The 19,658-nt window shown below is 63.9% G+C and carries 13 protein-coding genes; 8 read left to right on the forward strand and 5 right to left on the reverse strand.

Going from position 1 to position 19,658, the window contains the following annotated elements:
* Nucleotides 1–4 precede the first annotated feature (4 nt).
* The 3 genes from GYK42_RS16745 to GYK42_RS16755 are packed head-to-tail and all read right to left on the reverse strand — an operon-like array spanning nt 5 to nt 3,424.
* A complete protein-coding gene (locus tag GYK42_RS16745; RefSeq protein ID WP_205711433.1) occupies nt 5–1,348 on the reverse strand; it encodes a D-tagatose-bisphosphate aldolase, class II, non-catalytic subunit in 1,344 nt (447 codons plus the stop codon).
* 5 nt (nt 1,349–1,353) lie between these two features.
* A complete protein-coding gene (locus GYK42_RS16750) occupies nt 1,354–2,301 on the reverse strand; it encodes an ROK family protein (protein ID WP_166448402.1) in 948 nt (315 codons plus the stop codon).
* Nucleotides 2,288–3,424 carry an SIS domain-containing protein gene (locus GYK42_RS16755; RefSeq protein WP_166448403.1) on the reverse strand — a complete coding sequence of 379 codons (1,137 nt, stop codon included), beginning with the start codon at nt 3,422–3,424 and terminating at the stop codon, nt 2,288–2,290. Before GYK42_RS16755 ends, GYK42_RS16750 begins: the two co-directional genes overlap by 14 nt.
* 348 nt (nt 3,425–3,772) lie before the next feature.
* Between GYK42_RS16755 and GYK42_RS16760 the strand changes: the two genes are divergently transcribed.
* Both GYK42_RS16760 and GYK42_RS16765 read left to right on the forward strand, forming a co-directional pair.
* Nucleotides 3,773–7,123 carry a TIM-barrel domain-containing protein gene (locus tag GYK42_RS16760; RefSeq protein WP_166448404.1) on the forward strand — a complete coding sequence of 1,117 codons (3,351 nt, stop codon included), beginning with the start codon at nt 3,773–3,775 and terminating at the stop codon, nt 7,121–7,123.
* A 99-nt stretch (nt 7,124–7,222) separates the two neighbouring features.
* Complete coding sequence (locus tag GYK42_RS16765) at nt 7,223–10,183, forward strand: TonB-dependent receptor plug domain-containing protein (protein ID WP_166448405.1); 2,961 nt, start codon at nt 7,223–7,225, stop codon at nt 10,181–10,183.
* Nucleotides 10,184–10,358: 175 nt separating this feature from the next.
* On the opposite strand, the gene GYK42_RS16770 is transcribed toward GYK42_RS16765, so the two are convergent.
* The gene (locus GYK42_RS16770) at nt 10,359–10,649 is read right to left on the reverse strand and encodes a hypothetical protein (RefSeq protein ID WP_166448406.1); all 291 of its coding nucleotides are present in this window, start codon (nt 10,647–10,649) and stop codon (nt 10,359–10,361) included.
* 27 nt (nt 10,650–10,676) lie between these two features.
* On the opposite strand from GYK42_RS16770, the gene GYK42_RS16775 reads away from it, so the two are divergent.
* From GYK42_RS16775 to GYK42_RS16785, 3 genes are all read left to right on the forward strand, one after another.
* Nucleotides 10,677–13,718, forward strand: coding sequence for a TonB-dependent receptor (locus tag GYK42_RS16775; RefSeq protein ID WP_166448407.1), 3,042 nt, complete (start codon nt 10,677–10,679; stop codon nt 13,716–13,718).
* Nucleotides 13,719–13,784: 66 nt separating this feature from the next.
* On the forward strand, nt 13,785–15,176 hold the full coding sequence (locus GYK42_RS16780; RefSeq protein ID WP_166448408.1) for a Gfo/Idh/MocA family protein: 1,392 nt from the start codon (nt 13,785–13,787) through the stop codon (nt 15,174–15,176).
* A 128-nt stretch (nt 15,177–15,304) separates the two neighbouring features.
* Nucleotides 15,305–16,612, forward strand: coding sequence for a DUF3472 domain-containing protein (locus GYK42_RS16785; RefSeq protein ID WP_240943622.1), 1,308 nt, complete (start codon nt 15,305–15,307; stop codon nt 16,610–16,612).
* Nucleotides 16,613–16,615: 3 nt separating this feature from the next.
* Here the strand turns inward: GYK42_RS16785 and GYK42_RS16790 are convergent, their stop codons facing one another.
* Entirely contained in the window at nt 16,616–17,128 is a 513-nt protein-coding gene (locus tag GYK42_RS16790; protein ID WP_166448409.1) for a hypothetical protein, read from the reverse strand.
* A 268-nt stretch (nt 17,129–17,396) separates the two neighbouring features.
* On the opposite strand from GYK42_RS16790, the gene GYK42_RS16795 reads away from it, so the two are divergent.
* The 3 genes from GYK42_RS16795 (at nt 17,397) to GYK42_RS16805 (ending at nt 19,628) form a co-directional block, all read left to right on the forward strand.
* Nucleotides 17,397–18,038, forward strand: a complete 642-nt coding sequence (locus GYK42_RS16795; protein WP_166448410.1) for a hypothetical protein — start codon at nt 17,397–17,399, stop codon at nt 18,036–18,038.
* Between the two features lie 103 nt (nt 18,039–18,141).
* Nucleotides 18,142–18,654, forward strand: a complete 513-nt coding sequence (locus tag GYK42_RS16800; protein WP_166448411.1) for a sigma-70 family RNA polymerase sigma factor — start codon at nt 18,142–18,144, stop codon at nt 18,652–18,654.
* On the forward strand, nt 18,654–19,628 hold the full coding sequence (locus GYK42_RS16805; protein ID WP_166448412.1) for a FecR domain-containing protein: 975 nt from the start codon (nt 18,654–18,656) through the stop codon (nt 19,626–19,628). Before GYK42_RS16800 ends, GYK42_RS16805 begins: the two co-directional genes overlap by 1 nt.
* The last annotated feature ends 30 nt before the right edge of the window (nt 19,629–19,658 follow it).

The following is a 19,658-nucleotide window of genomic DNA, read 5'->3' on the forward strand; positions in this document are numbered from 1 at the left end:
GAGCTTAACAGATTGCCGCTTCGGCAATGACGGGGACTGCCGCATTGCGGTTGCAGGCGCGCGCATATTGCGCCAGCAAGCTGCCGATCTTGTGCTCGATCAGGGCCTGCGCCTGCGCCGGCAAGCTGCCCTGCACCACGGCCAGGTATTGCTCCGGCAAATGCTGGCTCAACAGCGGCAGCGGAATGGCCACGGTGTCCAGGTTAGCCAGCAGCTTGGCGACGGCGGCCGCCACTTCCGGCTCGCCCCAGTAATAGCGGCAACGGTCGCTCAAGCCGTAGCGGCGCATCAAGCGCTGTTCTTCCGGCGTGCCCAGGTAATGCTTGATCCAGTTCTTCGGCTTGGCCACCATCACGTCGTCGAGCACTTGCATCAGCTGCGAGGTGGCGTGCGCCGGCAGCAGTTCTTCCTCGATCTGGCACAGCGCGAACAGCGCCTCGCGCAGGGCGAAGGTGGCGGCCGGGCCCACTTTCAGGATGGCGAAATGGTCGCGCACCATGGCGTGCAGCGCCGATTCGCGCTGGTAGTCGGTCGAGTGGGCTTCGAAGACGAGGCCGGGCTGCTCGGCAACGAAGGCCGACAGTTCGGCGGCGGCATCGGCGTCGTAATGCTGGATGCTGCTTTGGTCGAAATCGACGCCCGGCTGCACCACCATGGCGATGACACGGCGCCAGGCGCCATGCAATTCCTTGTCGAGGAAAGCGCGGCGGTGCACGTCGAGGGTGCGGCGCGCGGCCTGCGGACTGGTGACGGCGCCGGCCTGCGCCAGCGACGCTTCGCCGCCGGGAACCGGCACTTCCGTGCCGATCACGTAGACGGGCGGCGCGAAGCCGGCGGCCGCTGCCGCTTCCTCGGCGACGATGCACAGGCGGGCCGAACGGGCGGCCACGGTTTCATCGTCGAGCTGCAAGGGATCGTCTGCACAGCGCATGCTGCAATCGAGGTGGATTTTATGGAAGCCGGCCGACGCATACGCGGCAATCAGGGTTTCGGCGTGGTTCATCGCGGTGGCCGCATCGAGGTGCTGCCAGGCGTTCGGACCCAGATGATCGCCGCCCAGCACGAGGCGGCTGGCGGGGAAACCCTGTTCGCGGGCCAGGGCCAGCATGGTGTCGCGGAAAACGGCCGGCGTCATGCCCGTGTAGCCGCCGAACTGGTCGACCTGGTTCGATGTCGCCTCGACCAGCAGCACCGTGTCGTACTCGCTGGCCACGCGCATGGCGGCGCGCAGCACGCTCGGGTGGCTGCAGCAGACGGCGTACAGTCCCACGCGCTCGCCGCGGCGGTGCGCCTTGATCACTTGCTGGATCGGGGACAGGGTAAAAGTCGGGTTTTCCGCTTGTTTCATGATGGTTACGCCTTTGTATGTTGTCGTATCAAGAGGGCCGCGCCGCGCGCGCCGCCAGCGTCGCCAAAGCGGGGCGGCAGTATCGGCGGCACGTGCACGCCGGGGAACAGATGGCGCTTCACGGCGGCCGGCAGCTTGTCGTACAGGTGCGGCAGTTTGGACAGGCCGCCGCCAAGCACGATGACGTGCGGGTCGTAGGCCAGCACGAGGCCGGCCAGCGCGTGGCCCAGCACGTCGAGGTGCACGGTCACCGTGCGCTGGGCCACGGCGTCGCCCATGTTGGCGCGCGCGACGATGGCCAGCGGCTCGGCGCCGTCGCCGCCGAAATGCGCGTGGAGTTTGCGCATGGCGGGGCCGGAGACATAGCGTTCCAGACAGCCCGCCTTGCCGCACGGGCAGGCGTAATCGGCCAGGCCGTGCTGCGCCATCAGGGTGGCGGGCAGGCTCCAGTGACCCCATTCGCCGGCCACGCCGTTAAAGCCGCGCAGCAGCTGGCCGCCCACGCAATAGCCGCCGCCGGCGCCCGTGCCGAGGATGGCGCCGAACATGCTGGCGGCATTGTCTGCCGCGCCGCCTTGCGCTTCCGACAGGGCGAAGCACTGGCAATCGTTGCCGATGGCGACAGGGCGCTGCAAGGCTTGCTGCAGGGTTTGCGCCACGAGGCGGCCGTTCAGGGCCGGTACGTTGGAACTGAGCTGGCGTCCGCTGGCGCTGTCGATCACGCCGGGCAAGCCGATGCCGACGGGCGCCGTCGTGCCCAGGGCCGCGTCGCCGCGCGCCACCAGGTCGACGATGGCTTGCACGAAGGCGGCAAAATCGTCGCCGGGCGTGGCCACCCGTTCGCGGAACACTTCCGTCAGCGCGCCGTCGCGGTCGGCAAAGGCGACCAGCTCCATCTTGCTGCCGCCGATGTCGATGCCGTGGTAACCGGCTGTGTGATTAGAATTGGTCATGGCCATAGATGGTGACGCCTTGCACGACACGGTTGACGATGCCGCCGGCGAATGGATTGTCGGGACGCAGTTGCAGCAGCGCGGACTGGTGCAGCGCATATTGCTGGGCCATCAGCAGCCACAATGGCGCAAGCCAGGCGTCGGGCCAGGCCGGCGCATCGGCAGAGAGGTCGCCGCCGATACCCACCGTCAGGCACGTCTGCGCCACGCTGTCGCGCTGCAGTTCTTTGAATAGGTCGTCTTCGTATTGGCGCGCCAGCGGCTTGCCGCTGCGCAGCAGGATCACGAGCGACTCCGTGGTGACGGCCGATTTCGGGCCGTGGCGAAAGCCCAGCGGCGTATTCGCCATCGCCATCACTCTGCCGCCCGTCAATTCCAGGATTTTCAATGCGGCTTCCTTGGCCAGCGCTTCCAGCGGGCCGCTGCCCAGGTAGACGACGCGCCGTACGGGTGTCGAACCGAGATCCGCCACAGGGGCCGACCAGTCGCTCAAGGCTTGTTCACCCAGCTGCGCCAAGGTGTCCATGCGAGACAGATCCGTGTCCTTGCCCAGTACCGACAGGGCCGCCAGCAGCATGCTGCTGAAACTGCTAGTCATGGCGAAGCCGCGGTCGCAGCTGCCTTCCGGCATCAGCAGGTTATAGGTATTGCTGTCGTTCGCGCCCTGGCGCGCCAGTTTGCCATCCGCGTTGCAGGTGATGTTCAGGAAGCGCGCGCCGGGCACGACTTGGCGCAGCAGTTCCACGGCCGCCAGGCTTTCCGGGCTGTCGCCGCTGCGGGCAAACGAGACGAGCAGGGTGGGCGCGTCCGCTTCCAGGTACAGCTCATGGTGCGTCAGCAACGTCGTGGTGGCGATGGCGCGGATCTGCGCGGGCCAGGCCGCATTCAAGGTATCGACGACGATTTCGCCTACATAGGCCGAGCTGCCGGCGCCTGTCAGGATGACGCGCTGCTGCGGATTGGACAGGGCGTTGCCGAGGAAGGCGGCCAGTGCTGCCTGCTCCTTGCGCAAGATGGTAGACAGCGCGCGCCAGATGGCTGGCTGCTGCGCGATCTCCTCGGCCGTGTGCAAGCCGCCGATGTCGCGCCAGGTTTGAATGTCACGCTGAAGAAGGGTAGTCATGAGAGGTCAGTAAAGTGTTTGTTGTGATAAAGCATAAATACTAAATTTCGAAAAGTCAAATACGAAAGTAAAACGAAAGTAAATAGTTTTCTGTCTTGCGAAATAATGTCGTTTTAACGGCCCTGAAACATGTTGCGGTGCAGCGCAAAAGCCCGTGGCGGCGCGGCCTGTCGCTGAAATGCCACGATAACGAAAGTATGTTTTGTGACATTTTGGTGAAACGTAAGAAAAATGCGCTAATTCTGGGCATTTTATTAATAAATTGCCGCTTTAACTTTCTTTTGATTGACGATATTTATTTTTCTTCTTAAAGTATTTCCATCACTTTGATTTTCTGAAAGCCGCCTGATGAAACCTCTCCCGCTTCCCCGCCGCGCCCTTGCCGCCTGTGTCCTGGCCGCCCTTGCCACCCTGGCCGCACCGGGCCTGCAGGCCGCGCCTATCGGTAACCTGGCCAGCTTGAGTGCCGTGCACGCGGCCGACATGGCCAAAGGCGAGGCGCTGGGCTGGGACCTGCGCAGCGACACGGGCATGCAGCTGCGTGTCAGCCTGCCGCAGGCGGACGTGCTGCGCATCCAGGCGGGCGGCAAGGCCGGCTTGACGGGGCCCGGCGACAAGGCCGCGCCCATCGTCGTGGGCCAGCCTGCCGCGCAGGTGGCGTACCAGATCAAGGAACAGCCCGACCATATCCTGATCAGCACCGAAGCCCTGAGCCTGCGCATCGACCGCAAACCGTTGCGCTTTACCTTGCTGCGGGCAGGCGATGCGGTGCCGCTGTGGCGCGAGGTGCAGCCGCTGTCGCTCGACGACAAGCAGGGTGTGCAGGTGCTATCGAGCTTGCCGGGCGAGCGTTACTTTGGCGGCGGCCAGCAAAATGGCCGCTTCGAATTCAAGGGCAAGCAGGTGCCCGTGTCGTATTCGGGCGGCTGGGAAGAGGGCGACCGGCCGAATCCCGCGCCATTTCTCATGAGTTCAAGGGGCTGGGGCATGCTGCGCAATACCTGGTCCGACGGCAATTACGATTTGCGCGACAAGGAGCAGATCTCGCTGCAGCACGCGGAAGGCCGCTTCGACGCGTATTTCTTTGTCGGCAAGGACTTGCGCGACGTCGTCGCCCGCTACACGGACTTGACGGGCCGCGCGCGCATGCTGCCCCGCTGGGCGCTGGAATACGGCGACGCCGACTGCTACAACGATGGCGACAACGTGAAAAAGCCCGGTTCCGTGCCGAAGGGCTGGAGCGACGGCCCCACGGGCAAGACGCCGGATGTGGTGGAAACCGTGGCGCGCCAGTACCGCGAACACGATATGCCGGGCGGCTGGATACTGCCCAACGACGGCTACGGCTGCGGCTACACGAACTTGCCGGAAACGGTGAAGGGCCTGGCCGGCTACGGCTTCCGCACGGGCCTGTGGACGGAAAACGGCGTCGACAAGATCGCCTGGGAAGTGGGCCAGGCGGGCAGCCGCGTGCAAAAGCTCGATGTGGCGTGGACGGGCAAGGGCTACCAGTTCGCCATGGATGCGAACAAGTCGGCCTATGACGGCATCCTGAACAACTCCGACAGCCGGCCGTTCCTGTGGACGGTAATGGGCTGGGCCGGCATCCAGCGCTACGCCGTGGCGTGGACGGGCGACCAGAGCGCCAGCTGGGACTACATCCGCTGGCACATTCCTACCCTGATCGGCTCGGGCCTGTCGGGCCAGGCGTATGCATCGGGCGACGTGGACGCCATCTTTGGCGGCAGCCCGGAAACCTATTTGCGCGATTTGCAGTGGAAAAGCTTTACGCCCGTCCTGATGGGCATGTCGGGCTGGGCTGCGGCCGAGCGCAAGCATCCTTGGTGGTTCGATGAACCGTACCGCGACATCAACCGCCGCTATTTGAAACTCAAGATGCGTCTGACGCCGTATATGTATACCCTGGTGCGCGAGGCCGAGCAATCGGGCGCGCCGCTGGTGCGCGGCCTGATGTGGGATTACCCGCAGGACCCGGCCGCCTACACGGAAGCCTACAAATACCAGTTCCTGCTGGGGCGCGACGTGCTGGTGGCGCCTGTCTACCGCAGCCAGGCCGTCAGTGGCGGCTGGCGCAAGGGCATCCACCTGCCGCAGGGCACCTGGTACGACTACTGGGATGGCCGCCAGGCCACGGCCGGTGCCAAGGGGCGCGACCTCGATATGCAGGTCACGCTGGACAAGCTGCCCGTGTTCGTGCGCGCCGGCGCCATCCTGCCCATGTATCCGGAAATGCTGTACGACGGCCAGAAGCCGAAGGACCAGCTCACGCTCGATATCTACCCGCACGGCGATTCCGACTACACCCTGTATGAAGACGACGGCAACACGCGCCAGTACCAGGGCGGCGCCTACAGCCAGCAAGTCATCCGCATGCACCAGCAGGGCGGCGATGTGCGCGTTGATATCGGCGCCGTCGATGGCAAGTACCAGGGCCAGGAAGCACGGCGCGGTTATGCGCTGCGCATGCTGGCGGGCCAGGCGCCGGCCACCGTGCGCGCTGGTGAGCGCCTGATCGCCGCGTCCAGCGACCGCGCCGCCTACGACAAGGCGCAAGAAGGCTGGTTCTTCGATGCGGCAGACAGGCAAGGCACCCTGCACGTGAAAGTGGCGGCGCACGATATCCGCCAGCCTTTGACCTTGCAGGTGGCCGGCGCGCTGGCCGTGGCACGCGCGGATGCCGACTTCCCGGCCGCCCCCGTGCCGGGCCGCGCCTTGCCGGCCGACGCCATGCAGGTGGTGGCGCGTCCTGCGGAAGAAAGCGGCTATCCGCTGGAAAACGCCTTCGATGGCAAGCCCGAGACCTGGTTCCGCACCGTGCGCAGCCCTTCCGTGAAGAGCGGTCCGCATGAATGGGTGATCGGCTTTACGGAACGCCGGCTGGTCGATGGCATCGAACTGGCGCCGCGCAACGACCAGCACTGGAAGCATGGCCAGGTGCGCGACTATGAAATCTACATCGGCGACAACAACGGCGAGTGGGGCGCGCCGCTGCAGAAAGGCACGCTCAAGCTGCAGGAAGGAACCCAGACGATCAATTTCCCTGCCACGGCCGGGCGTTTGCTGCGCTTCCGCGTCATGAGCACGCAAAATCCGGAAGGCGATGGCGCGGCATCCCTGGACCCGATGGTGACGGCGGCGCAAAGTGCGCCGGTGGCGCGCGCGTTTGACGCGGCGCTGGCCACCGACGTGGCGCCTGTCACCTTGTCCGAGTTCCGCGTGCTCGAGCACCGCGTGGCCGAAGGCGAAGAGGTGCAGCGCTATCTGTCGGATCTGGCGCTGCCGAAGAATATCGCGCGTGACCGGCCGGCCGGCAAGGCTGCCGAGATGCGCATGAACGGGCTGTGGTTCCGCAAGGGCCTCGGCGTGGGACCTGCCAGCCGCATCGACTTGCAGCTGGCGGGCAACTGGAATCTGCTGCGCGCCGACCTGGGCGTGGACGATAGCTGCCGCAGCGCGGGCGGCTTGCAATTCCAGGTCTGGAGCGGTGAACGGCTGCTGTACGACAGCGGCCTGGTCACGGCTCCCGGGGTGGTCAAACCCGAAATCGATGTGCGCGGCCTGAGCCAGCTCAGTTTGCGCACCCTGGGCGCGCGCGGCGCCCACCCGGCCCAGGTCTGCGGCAACTGGGCCAACGCCGTGCTGACCGGCACGGAAGGCGCGACAGTCAAGCCGCGCTAACTACCTCAATCATTTCACAAAAAACGAGCCCCTCTTCGGACCGGGGAGGGGCTCTTGCAGCCTTGCGAAAACAAATCACTTATAAAAGGGGAGTTGGGAATGCACTTGAAAAAACTGATGGCCGCCATGGTGGCGGCAGGATTGGCTACAACGGCGCTGGTGTCAACGGCATTCGCGGCGGAGGAGGAGAAACTGGCGCGCGTCGAAGTGACGGGTTCCAGCCTGAAGCGCATCAACGCGGAAACGGCGTCGCCCGTGCAGGTGATCAACGCCAAGCAGATCGAGAACATGGGTGCGCTCACCTTGCTGCAAGTGCTCGACAACCTGCCTGCCGCGCGTCCGGCGCAGCAGGACTTCCGCTCCATGTTCACGGGCTCGGATGGCGGCTCGCAGGCAAACCTGCGCGGCCTGGGCGCGCAGGGTACGCTGGTACTGCTGAATGGCCGCCGCCTGTCGTTCTATGGCGCGCCGGCTGGCTTCCAGACCATGTTCGTCAATATCGACGCCATTCCCGCCGCCGCCATCGAGCGCATGGAAATTCTGACCGATGGCGCATCGGCCGTGTACGGGTCGGATGCCGTCGCCGGCGTCATCAACGTCATCACGAAAAAGAGCTACCAGGGCCTGGAAGCGCGCGCCAACGGCGAATTTTCGCCCAGCGTGAAAGCCTATGGCGAGCGCCAGGCCAGCGTGCTGTATGGCGTGGGCGACCTGGCCAGCGACGGCTACAACGTCTACGGTTCCGTGAACGTGTATCAGCGCGACCGCATCGCGCTGGCCGATACCTGGCAGAAGCGCCCCGCGTATTTTTATGCAAACAATCCGAACTTCATTCCCAACATGCGCGTGGGCGTGGGTAGCGAACCGGGCGTGATGAATCCGGGCACCTTCTTTGTCTTCGACAAGGCCAGCAACAATGCGCGCACGCAGCGCGCCGCGCCTGGCTGCAGCAACAGCATCACCGAAGCGTCGGGTACGCGCTGTGTCTGGAATGCGCTGCCCAACCAGCTCGATACTGGTCCGACCTCGGAACGCGCCACGGCTTACCTGAGCGGCCGGCTGAAACTCGGTGGCGACATGGAAGCCTTCGCGGAAGGCGCTTTCACCCACATCAAGATGCGCGGCGAGAATGGCCCGTCCAGTTTTAATAGCGGCAGCACCAACAACTGGTTCGCGCGTAACACGGGCAATAACTTGAACACGTTCGCCACGCCGTTCCTGAGCCCGAACAACGTCTACCTGAAGGGCAAGCTCGATGCCGACATGGTGGCCAAGATGGGCGGCGCGGCAGGCTTGAACTACCTGCTGCAGGATGCGACGGGCCACTTCGGCCAGAAGAACATCGATGAAAACTACCGCGCGCTCGTCGGCCTGCGCGGCAGCATCGGCGGCGGCTGGGATTTTGAAACGGCGCTGAGCGTGGCGGGCAGCCATTCCACGCTGTTCCAGACAGCCAACCTGAATATCAATGGCTTCAAGCAGGCGTTCGGCCCGTTTACGAAAGATCCCGTCAGCGGCCGCACGTATATCTCGGACAATCCCGCCTACAAGTTCGGCGAAATCAGCGAGGCCAATGCGGCGCTCCTGCGCAGCGCCTACCCGACCTTCGCCATCGAATCCTGGACCAAGCTGATGACCTGGGACGCCAAGCTGGAAGGCACCCTGTTCAAGCTGGGCGAGCGCGAAGTGCGCGCCGCCGTGGGCACCAACATCATGCGCGAAAGCTTCCTCACGCCCGGCAACGCGGATGCGGCGAATGGCCTTATCACGCAGCAGGGCGGTTCGTGGTTCGACGGCAAGCGCACCATCGGCGCCTTGTTTGGCGAAGTGGTGGTGCCGCTGACCGACACCCTGGAAGTCAACGCGGCCGCGCGGCTGGACAAGTATCCGCATTTTTCGGCCAACCTGGCGCCCAAGCTGGGCGTGATCTGGCGCGCGCGGCCCGACCTGATGCTGCGCGGGACGTATTCGGAAGGCTTCCGCGCACCCAACCTGGCCGAATCGGGTTCGGGTGGCGTCTTTGCGCAGGTGGGCGGCATCCGCGACACGGTGCGCTGCGATGAAACGAACGCCATGGCGCGCGCCCTGATGAAATCGAAGGTGGCGACGGATGCGGACTTGGGCAAGAGCCTGCTCAATTCGAACTGCTCGACGACGGTGGGCGGATTGACGCCGCCGAACCCGAACCTGCGTCCGGAGAAGGCCAAGATTTCGACCGTGGGCCTGGTGCTGCAGCCGGCCAAGGACGTGAGCATCTCCATCGATTACTGGTTCATCAACCGCCGCGACGAAATCGTGCGCCAGGACTTCAACGAGCTGTTTACGGAACTGGTGGACAAGTACGGCCCGACCCTGGCCGGCACATCGAGCGCCATCCGCAACGGCCTGACGGATACGGACCGGGGCAACGTGGCGGCGGTGGCGGCCATGTGCGCCAATCCCGCCAACGCGGGCGTGTGCACGGGCGGCGCGCCCGGCTACTCGGTGGGCAACCTGGGCGGCTTGATCAACTCGTATTCGAACCGTGGCCGGACCCTGATGGACGGCGTGGACATCGACGCGCGCACGCGCTTTGCGCTCGGTGACTGGGGCAAGCTGAGTACGGGCATCGCGGCCACCATCCGCAAGCGCGACACCCACGACAGCGAAGACGGCAGCGACATCAAGGGCAATACCGTCGGCTACTACGATTCGCCGCGCTACCGCGCCACCGTCAACGCCGACTGGAGCTACCGCAACTTCGTCAGCAGCGTGTTCGTCAACTACTCGGGCAAGACGCGCTGGGCGTATGGTCCCTGGGACAAGGACAACACGCCGGAAAACTGCACCGCTGCCTCGGTGGCCCTGCCTGCCGGCCAGTGCAAGGGCGCGCCGTCGTACACGACGGTCAACCTGGCCTTCAGCTGGAAGCCGATCAAGCACCTGGACGTGGGCCTGAACGTGAAGAACGCGTTCAACAAGCAGCCGTACTACGACCCGAACGGCTGGGAAGGCTACAACCATAGCCAGGACCTGTTCGGCCGCCAGTTTGCCCTGTCGGCCAGCTACAAGTTCTTTTAACGCGTGACGATGCCCCGGCCCGTGGATGCGGGCTGGGGTATTTTCATGGAAATGAAAAGACAATATTCCGAAACGGATAATACGAAAGATAAACGTAAGTGAAAGCAGATTGCCATGCCTGCTTTCGCGTTTTTATCCCCGGTTTTTTGCACCGGTTCACCATTCCCGCTCACCTTCATGCAGTGGCGTGTATCCGCCGCGCCACGATAGCGAAAGTTATATGCGGCATCGCCAAGTAAAACGAAAGATAAAACGCAGTTATTTTCCAAATTTCGCGATAAACTGCCGTTATAACTTTCTTTTTGTTGACGATACTTATTTTTCTTTTTAAAGTAATCCCAAGAAAACGAAAATCAGCCGATACGGACTGATTTCCCGGAAGGTGCAATTGCCTGGCTGCACCAGCCGACACCACCATAAAAATTGCATCCCCCCGACTTCGCCCTGGAGCGGGGAGGGCGCGCATAACCCTCGATATAGACGGAGAGACACCATGCATACCACCCGACTCAAATTGCGCGACATCAGCCGCGCCGCCGCGATCGTGATCGCCCTGGCGGCCGGCGTGCCAGGCCAGGCCTGGGCACAGTCGAACGCCACCAGCACCATTTTCGGTGAAGTGAGCGCACCGGCCGGCGCCACCGTGGTGCTGGAAAACCTGGCGACGGGCGTACAGCGCACCTTGACGCCGGATACGTCGGGCCGCTATGTGGCCAACTCCATGCCGCCAGGCCGCTATGCGGTGCGCGTGCTGCGTGCCGGTTCGGTGGAAGCATCGCAGGAAGTCGAAGCCCTGATCGGCGCGGGCGCGGAAGCGAACTTCGGTCCGGCCAGCGCGGCTGGCGCCGTGGGCCAGGAGCAGACCGTCGTGGTGAAAGCGTCGCGCAATCCGATCGACGTGTCGAACACGAACAATGGCGTGATCTTCACGGCCAAGGAACTCAAGGCGCTGCCGGTCGGCAATGACGTGGCGTCCATCGTGCAGCTGACGCCGGGTGTTTCGCGCGGCACCAACAGCGTGTACGGCAATGCGCCATCGATCGGCGGCTCGGGCCAGTCTGAAAACGCGTTCTACGTCAACGGTTTCCCCATCACGAACATCCTGACGCAGGTGGGCGCGTCGGAGCTGCCATTTGGCGCGATCTCGAACCTGCAGGTGCTGTCGGGCGGCTACGGTTCGGAATTCGGCCGCTCCACTGGCGGCGTGATCAACATCACCACCAAGAGCGGCGGCAACAAGGTCGAATTCGGCGGCAAGGTCTCGATCATCCCACGTTCGCTCAAAGGCGAGCCGGAAAACACCTATTACCCGAACACGGGTGCCAATCCCAAGACGGACGGCAATCTGCTGTACTGGAACCGCGACAATGGCAGCACCAGCAAGGTGGTGGGCCTGTACGGCAGCGGTCCGCTGATCAAAAACAAGCTGTTCGCCTTTGTGGCGCTGGAACAGACGCGCACGGACAGCCAGTCCGTTGCCGCCACCGCCGACTCGGGCACGGCCCTGGCGCGCGGCTGGAGCACGAGCCAGAGCAAGGTGGACCGCATGATGGCCAAGCTCGATTACAACCTGACGGACGACCATCACTTCGAATACACCAAGCTGTATGACCGCACGAAAACAGACAGCCAGGCGTATGGCTACAGCTACGCCACGCATGCGAGCAATGGCGTTCAGGCAGGCAAGGGCGAGACGACGGTCAATTGCTGCGGTTCCTCGGCCGCGCCGGGCGCCAACATCGACATCTTCAAGTACACGGGCTACCTGACGGACAACCTGACCGTGACGGCCATGATGGGCGAATCGCGCACCTCGCACATCCGTACGCCGAATGGCTACAATCCGCTGCTGGCGCAAACGTCGTCGAATACGTCGACCCAGGTACCTGGCCTGACGTACGCCAATCCGCAAACGGTGACGGGCACCCTGGTCGACCCGTCGTCGGAAGACCGCCAGAAAGCCAAGCGCCTGGATCTCGAATACAAGCTGGGCAAGCACTCGCTGCGCGGCGGCATCGACCGCATCGACGTGGAATCGAAAGTGGGCCTGAGCCTGGCCGGCGGCTACCGCTGGAGCTATCAGCGCGCGACCGATCCGAACCGGGCCATCAACGGCGCCTTTGAGACGCCGGCCCAGGGCGGCGGCTACGGTGCGCAGGGCTATTACGTCAGCAAGGACTTGAACGCCAACCTGGCGCGTCCGACCAGCGTGCAATCGGCGCAATATATCCAGGATCACTACCAGGTCACGGAACGGGTGCTGCTGGACCTGGGTCTGCGCCGCGAGCAGTTCACCAACTACAGCACCGATGGCGTGGCCTTCATTTCGCAGCGCAACATGATCGCCCCGCGCGTGGGCGCCACCTGGGATTACCTGGGCGACGGCACGCTGAAATTCTTCGCCAACGGCGGCCGCTACCACCTGCCGGTGCCATCGAATTTGTCGAGCAACATGGCCAGCCCCTTCCTGGCCACGAGCGAGATGTACACGTACACGGGCATCGATCCCGTGACGGGCGCGCCGACGGGCCTGCACGCGATCAGCAAGCCGTATTCGGCAAACAACGCGTATGGCCAGAGCCGCGACGCGCGCGAAGTGACGGCCGTCGGCCTGAAACCGCTGTCGCAGGATGAATTCTCGCTCGGCTTCGAACGCGCCCTGAGCAAGAAGCTGGTGGTGGGCGCCAGCGTCCTGTACCGCAAGCTCAATGACACCAACGACGACACCTGCGATGCGCGTCCGCTGCAAGCCTGGGCCACGCGCAACGGCGTCGACACGAGCAACTGGGGCGGCTTCCAGTGCGCCATCATCAACCCGGGCCGCGACAACAGCCTGATGGTCGATTTTGACGACGGCAAGGGCTTGCGCCGCGTGGATATTTCGGCGGCGGAGTGGGGCAATCCGAAACCGGCACGCACCTACCGCGCCCTGAACATGTTCATCGAGCACCCGTACACGAACGGCTGGTACGGCAAGCTGACCTACACCCTGTCCGGCCTGAAGGGCAATATGGAAGGCCAGACGGACAGCATCGGCGGCGGCGACGTGGGCCTGACGGTCAGCGACGACCACAAGGAACTGATGTACAACGCCTATGGCTACCTGCCGGGCGACCACCGCCACGCCTTCAAGGCCTACGGCTTCATGCAGGTCATCCCGGACGTGATGGTCGGCGCCAACCTGTCGCTGACCTCGGGTGCGCCGCGCAACTGCATCGGCGCGCTGCCCGACAACCTGAAGTTCGAAAACGACTACGGCGATTCCTACTTCTATTGCGATGGCAAGCCGGCGCCGCGCGGCAGCCAGGGCCGCCTGCCTTGGCAAGCCCAGCTGGACATGAATCTGGCCTATACTCCCAGCGCCGTCAAGGGACTTAGCCTGAAAGTGGACGTGTTCAATGTGTTCAACAGCCAGACCGTGACCCGCTATAACGAAACGCGCGAAGACCATGGCGCCATCGCCCGCAGCTATCTGCAGGTGGCTGGCCGCACGGCGCCGCGTTCCGTGCGCTTCACGGCGGAATACACCTATTAAACTGCAGCCGGCCTGCTGCGCAGCGGGCCGGCGACGATCATTACCAATGGAAGCGAGAAGAGACCAATGACGACACAATTCAATCGACGCAATTTCCTGTCCGCCAGCGCCGCGCTGGCCGGTGGCGCCATGGCAGGCAGCACTTTGCTGCCTGGCGAGGCCAACGCCGCCCCCGCCGCCGGCCGCGACAAAGTCCGCCTGGGCCTGATCGGCACGGGCATGCGGGGCCAGGTGCTGCTGGCTGAATTGGTGCGCCGCGACGACGTGGAAGTGGTTGCCCTGTGCGATATCGAACCGATCATGCTGAAACATGCGCTGGGCCAGGTGGAAAAAGCCGGCAAGCCCCGTCCCCGCACGTACGGCGAAGACCGCGACCAGAAAGCCTACAAGCGCATGCTGGATGCGGGCGGCCTCGATGGCGTGATCATCGCCACGCCGTGGGAATTCCACGCACCGATGGCGATTGCCGCCATGCAGGCGAAGATCGCCGTCGGCTGCGAAGTGGTGGCCGGCATCACCCTGCAAGACCACTGGGATGTGCTCAATACCCAGCTGAAGACGGGCACGCCGTACATGTTGCTGGAAAACGTGTGCTACCGCCGCGACGTGATGGCTGCACTGCAGATGGTGCGCGCGGGCCTGTTCGGCGAACTGCTGCACCTGCAGGGCGGCTACCAGCACGATTTGCGTGCCGTGAAATTCAACAGCGGCAATCCGGCCAAGCCGTATGGCGGCGGCGTGGAATTCGGCGAGAAGGGCTGGTCGGAAGCCCATTGGCGCACGCAGCACTCGGTCGAGCGCAATGGCGAGCTGTATCCGAGCCACGGCATCGGCCCGTGCGCCATGTACACCAACATCAACCGCGGCAACCGTTTTACGCGCATCAACGCCTTCGCCACCAAGGCGCGCGGCTTGCACGACTACATCGTCAAGCAGCCGGGCGGCGCGCAGCACGCGAATGCCAAGGTGAAATTCAAGCTGGGCGACGTCGTCACCACCACGCTGGCGTGCGAGAACGGCGAAACCATCATCCTGCAGCACGATACGAGCTTGCCGCGCCCATATTCGCTGGGCTTCCGCGTGCAAGGCACGGACGGCCTGTGGATGGACTTGAACAATTCGATCCACATCGAAGGCGTCAGCAAGCCGCACCAGTGGGACGACTTCAAGGCCTACCAGGACAAGTACGAGCACCCGGTGTGGCGCAAATACGCGGCGCAAGCGGAAGGCGCGGGCCACGGCGGCATGGACTTCTTCGTCATCCACGCCTTTGTCGAAGCGCTCAAGGCCAACGCGCCGATGCCTATCGATATCTACGATGCCGTGACGTGGAGCGCCATCACGCCGCTGTCCGAACAGTCGATCGCCGCCAACTTCCAGACCCTGGACTTCCCTGACTTCACGGGCGGGCAGTGGAAATCGCGCAAGCCGATCTTCGCCCTCGACGGCAAGTACTAAGCCTGCACAACCCGCTACCGCACCAGTTGCCGTAGCGGGTTTTTTCTATCCACCCAGTTTTTCAACCGCGGCGCAGGCGCGCAGGCCCGTGTTCGCCCGCCGCAAAGCTGTACCACCAGGAGACGTTGATGAAACACAGAAGTTCATTACTCTATGCCATCCTTCCCGCCATGCCCTTGCTGCTGGCAGCTTGCGGCGGCGCCACCGCCACGGGCAACGGCAATACGGCCTTGCTGGCCGCCAGTGTGGCGGCACCGGCCACGACGGCAACCGTGGAGCTGGCCGGCAACGCCTTCATCACCAGCGGGAACGCGGGCGCCGTCATCAACGATCGTGGCCTGGCCGGCTGGAGTGATCCGAATGCCGTCGCCAGCACGTATTTCCGCGTGGCCGAGGCGGGTCCCGTGCAGGTGGCGCTCGACGCCAGCCTGGCCGATGGCGGCAACAGCACCATCCGCGTGAAGATCAACGGCACGCCGTTCGATGTCAAGCTGGCCGGCAAGGAACGCAAGACCTATGCCGTCGGCACGGTCAATGTGCCGGCGGCCGGCTACGTGAAGGTCGACATGCAGGGCTTGAAGCGCGTGAAGGGCACGTTTGGCGACATCGCGGCGCTGAAGGTGACGTCGAACGCGGCGCTCAATTACGCGAATGACCCGGCCAATTACTACTGGTCGCGGCGCGGCCCGTCCGTGCACATGGGTTACACGGTGCCGGCCAATACCGAGTATTTTTATAACGAGATGACGATTCCCCAGGGCCAGGACGCCATCGGCTCCTACTTCATGGCCAACGGCTTCAGCCAGGGTTACATGGGCATCCAGGTGAAATCGCCGAGCGAGCGCTGGATATTGTTCTCCGTGTGGGATGCCGACAATGGCGCCAAGACCACCCTGGTCAGCAAGGGCGCCGGCGTGGTCGACAACGCGTTTGGCGGCGAGGGCACGGGCGGGCAGACGTACCTTTCATATAACTGGACGGCCGGCACGACGTACCGCTTCATCACGCGCGCGCGGCCAGACGGCAATGGCGGCAGCGATTACTCGGCCTGGTTCTTCGCGCCCGAAACGGGCAAGTGGCGCTACATCGCCACGTGGAAGCGGCCCGCGATCTCCACGTACCTGACGGGCGTGCATTCCTTCCTCGAGAACTTCATCGATACCCTGGGCTACACGGAGCGCCGCGTCCAGTTCGGCAACCAGTGGGCGAGGAATGCATCGGGCACGTGGTCGGAAGTGACGGCGGGAAGGTTCACGGGCGACGCCACGGCCACGAATGCGCAGCGCATGGATTATGCGGGCGGGCTGGAAAACGGCAAGTTTTACCTGCATAACGGCGGTTTTTTTGCCGATTTCGTGAAAACCAGCCAGAACTTCACGCGCCCGGCCACGGGCCAGGCGCCTGCCGTCGACGTGAGCGCCTTGCCGATGCAGTAAGTCTTACCCTGGCCGCTTGCCCACCATCGCATCGATGCCGCGATAGTAGGTTAGCGGCCGGCCTATCGTCACGCCCATCAGTGCCGCGGCCTGGATGATGTCGTCCGTGTCGCGTCGATAGACGATCAGCGCATCCATTTCATCGGAGCCGTTGCCGTCGATCTGGATCAGGTCATAGCCGCCTTCGTCCACGGCGCGCTGCGCCAGTTCCGTGTCTAGCCACTCGAAATAGGGCAGCACGCTGCCGCCGCTTTCCTTGAGCAGTGCGTACGGGAAGTCGGGGAATTCGTCGAACATGTCCTGTATCTGTTCGTGCAGTTCATCGATCTTGTCGCTCGACGCCATGTAGCCGCCCAGTTGCGAGAGGAGTTCCAGCGCGTAGGCTTGCGCATCGCTGTCGATCCACTCGTCGCGTGGCGCGGAGGGCGCATCGGTGATGGCGGCGACGGCGTGATCGAGCTCCTCGCCTTCCAGGTCGCCGCAGGTCAGCTTGGTCAAAAGTTCGGATAAGAGCATGGTTGCCTTTCAGGCGAGGGGCATGGCCACGGTGGCTGCCTTGTCGATGAAGTTGCCAATACTATCATTGCCGTGCAGCTTGCCGCGTTCCGCAGAAGTCGTACGGCGACCTTCGCCTACTTGTCAACTAGACATTTTCGTGCCAGGCGGCTACACTGGAAATATTTCTATGTAGAAATATTTATCGATGCTTGGGCAGGCGTATGTGCGCTTGTCGGCCTTTGCCCATTACTTGTTACCCATTTCTTCATTTCATCCAGGATCATCCATGTTTGTCCGAACCACCATGCTGCGCGCGCTGGCGTGCGCCGTCTTGCTGCCTGCGCTGTTGTCCGCCTGCGTTATCGGCCGCAATAGCGCGCCTGCGTTTACCTACACGACCCCCGACCTTGCCAAGGGCGTTGTCGTCGGCACCGTGTTCGAGAGCTCCGTCTTCGAGACGCATGGCGCCAGGTTCGGCATTGTCAGCAGCGACCCTGCCGCCCTCGAGGACAAAAGTCTGTGGTTATCCAGCCATGCTCCCGCCGGTCAGGTCGCCTTGCAGAATGTCTTGCCAAAAGTGCCTACGGGCAAGGGCAGTACCTTTGCGCTGCAGCTGACGCCGGGACGCTACAGCGTTATCATCTGGCTGCTTGAATATGGAATCAGGTCCAGGTACTCCGAAGCGTCGCCGAAGGCGATCGAGTTTGACGTCGTGGCTGGCAAGGTCATCTACCTCGGACGTCTGGATGCCAACCGTTTCCTGCAAGTGGCTTCGATACACGACAATTTCGAGGAAGATATCGTATACCTGAAGAAAAATCCCTTGCTGGCCAATGCCAGCATCGAGAACAAGGCGCTCGAGGTGCGTGAATGGTGGCTACAGGACGCCCTTGGCAAGGAAATTTTGGAAAGAAACCGCGCCAAGTAAGCATCTGCAGGGTAGGGCAGCGGCTGGCAGGTCGCTTGCACCGCAGCACCGCATAGAGATAGAATGCGAATCATTATTATTTGCAAGCTAGGGAGTATGCGACGTGCCGCCTGCCCAATCCGGCGTCCACCAGGAGGTGGGCAGCCTGTATCACGATCACCACCGGTGGCTGCAAGGCTGGCTCAAACACAAGCTGGGCAACGCGTTTGATGCGGCCGACGTGGCGCACGACACTTTCATGCGCCTGCTGAACCGCGACGAGACCATTGCCGCGCGCGAGCCGCGTGCCTTCCTGACGACGGTGGCCAAAGGCGTGCTGGGCAATCTGTACCGCCGGCGCGACCTGGAGGCGGCCTATCTGGAAACCCTGGCCAGCCTGCCGGCGCAATGCGCGCCCGACCCGGAGGCGCAGGCGATCTTGCTCGAAGCCCTGTTCGACATCGACCGCCGCCTCGATGGCCTGGCGCCTGCCGTGCGCCGCGCCTTTCTGCTGTCGCAGCTCGATGGCATGCCGCAGGCGGCCATCGCCGCCGAACTGCAAGTCTCGCTGGCCACCGTGCAGCGCTACCTGGTCAAAGCCATGCACCAGTGTTTCTTTTCCCCGCTGGGGCCGTGATGGGTACCCTCACGCCGGAAGCGGTCAGCTTGCAGGCCGTGGAATGGCTGGTGCGCCTGCAGGCGGGCGACGCCACGCCCGAAGTGGAGCAAGCCTGGCGCGTCTGGCGCGACAGCGGCCCGGAAAACGAGCAAGCGTGGCAGCACGTGGAGGGCTGCATGGCGCGCATGCGTGCCTTGCCTGCGCCGCTGGCGCACGGCACGCTGGCCCGCAAGCCGCTGCACGCGCAAGCGAATGCGGCGCGGCGCCAGTCGCTCAAGTTGTTGGCGCTGCTGGCCGTGGGTGGCGGCGCCTGGCTGGCGGGTGGCGATGAGCAGGCGCGGTTCTGGCTGGCCGATTACCGCACCGGCACGGGCGAGCTGCGCCACATCGTGCTGGCAGACGGCACGCGCATCGCCCTCAATACGGCGTCGAGCATCGACGTGCGTTTCGATGCGGGCCAGCGCCTGGTGACGGTATTCAAAGGCGAGATCATGGTCACGACCGCGCACGATGCGGCTGGCCGGCCCTTTTTCGTGCGCACGGCCCAAGGCCGCTTGCAACCCGTGGGCACGCGCTTTGCCGTGCGCGTGGAAGGGGAGCGTACGCGCCTGGGCGTATTTGCTGGCGCCGTCGACATGCTGCCGGAACAAGCGCCCGAAGCGGCGCGCAGGTTGCAGGCGGGTGAGCAAGCGACGTTTACGGCGGGCAGCGTTGGCTCCGTCGAGCTTCTGCCTGCCGGCGCCGATGCGTGGACGGCCGGCATGCTGGTGGCGCACGACATGCCGTTGGCCGATTTTGTCGGCGATCTGGCCCGCTACCGGCATGGCCGCCTGGCCTGCGATCCGGCCATAGGCCACCTGCGCGTGTCCGGCATCTACCCGCTGGCCGACACCAGACAAGTGCTGGACATGCTGACGCGCACCTTGCCCGTCGACGTGCGCCAGACCACGCGTTTCTGGGTGAGCGTGGTGCCGCATCGGAAGAATCCATAATTATTTTCTGAAAAACCGAGGGGTTTTCGA

This window comes from Janthinobacterium lividum, from assembly GCF_011601275.1.
GTDB classification, from domain to species: Bacteria; Pseudomonadota; Gammaproteobacteria; order Burkholderiales; family Burkholderiaceae_D; genus Janthinobacterium; species Janthinobacterium lividum_E.

Bases quoted from the DNA above. Each gene is read 5' to 3' on its own strand.
- GYK42_RS16745 (WP_205711433.1), bottom strand. From the start codon at position 1,348: ATGAAACAAGCGGAAAACCCGACTTTTACCCTGTCCCCGATCCAGCAA.
- GYK42_RS16750 (WP_166448402.1), bottom strand. From the start codon at position 2,301: ATGACCAATTCTAATCACACAGCCGGTTACCACGGCATCGACATCGGC.
- GYK42_RS16755 (WP_166448403.1), bottom strand. From the start codon at position 3,424: ATGACTACCCTTCTTCAGCGTGACATTCAAACCTGGCGCGACATCGGC.
- GYK42_RS16760 (WP_166448404.1), top strand. From the start codon at position 3,773: ATGAAACCTCTCCCGCTTCCCCGCCGCGCCCTTGCCGCCTGTGTCCTG.
- GYK42_RS16765 (WP_166448405.1), top strand. From the start codon at position 7,223: ATGCACTTGAAAAAACTGATGGCCGCCATGGTGGCGGCAGGATTGGCT.
- GYK42_RS16770 (WP_166448406.1), bottom strand. From the start codon at position 10,649: ATGCGCGCCCTCCCCGCTCCAGGGCGAAGTCGGGGGGATGCAATTTTT.
- GYK42_RS16775 (WP_166448407.1), top strand. From the start codon at position 10,677: ATGCATACCACCCGACTCAAATTGCGCGACATCAGCCGCGCCGCCGCG.
- GYK42_RS16780 (WP_166448408.1), top strand. From the start codon at position 13,785: ATGACGACACAATTCAATCGACGCAATTTCCTGTCCGCCAGCGCCGCG.
- GYK42_RS16785 (WP_240943622.1), top strand. From the start codon at position 15,305: ATGAAACACAGAAGTTCATTACTCTATGCCATCCTTCCCGCCATGCCC.
- GYK42_RS16790 (WP_166448409.1), bottom strand. From the start codon at position 17,128: ATGCTCTTATCCGAACTTTTGACCAAGCTGACCTGCGGCGACCTGGAA.
- GYK42_RS16795 (WP_166448410.1), top strand. From the start codon at position 17,397: ATGTTTGTCCGAACCACCATGCTGCGCGCGCTGGCGTGCGCCGTCTTG.
- GYK42_RS16805 (WP_166448412.1), top strand. From the start codon at position 18,654: ATGGGTACCCTCACGCCGGAAGCGGTCAGCTTGCAGGCCGTGGAATGG.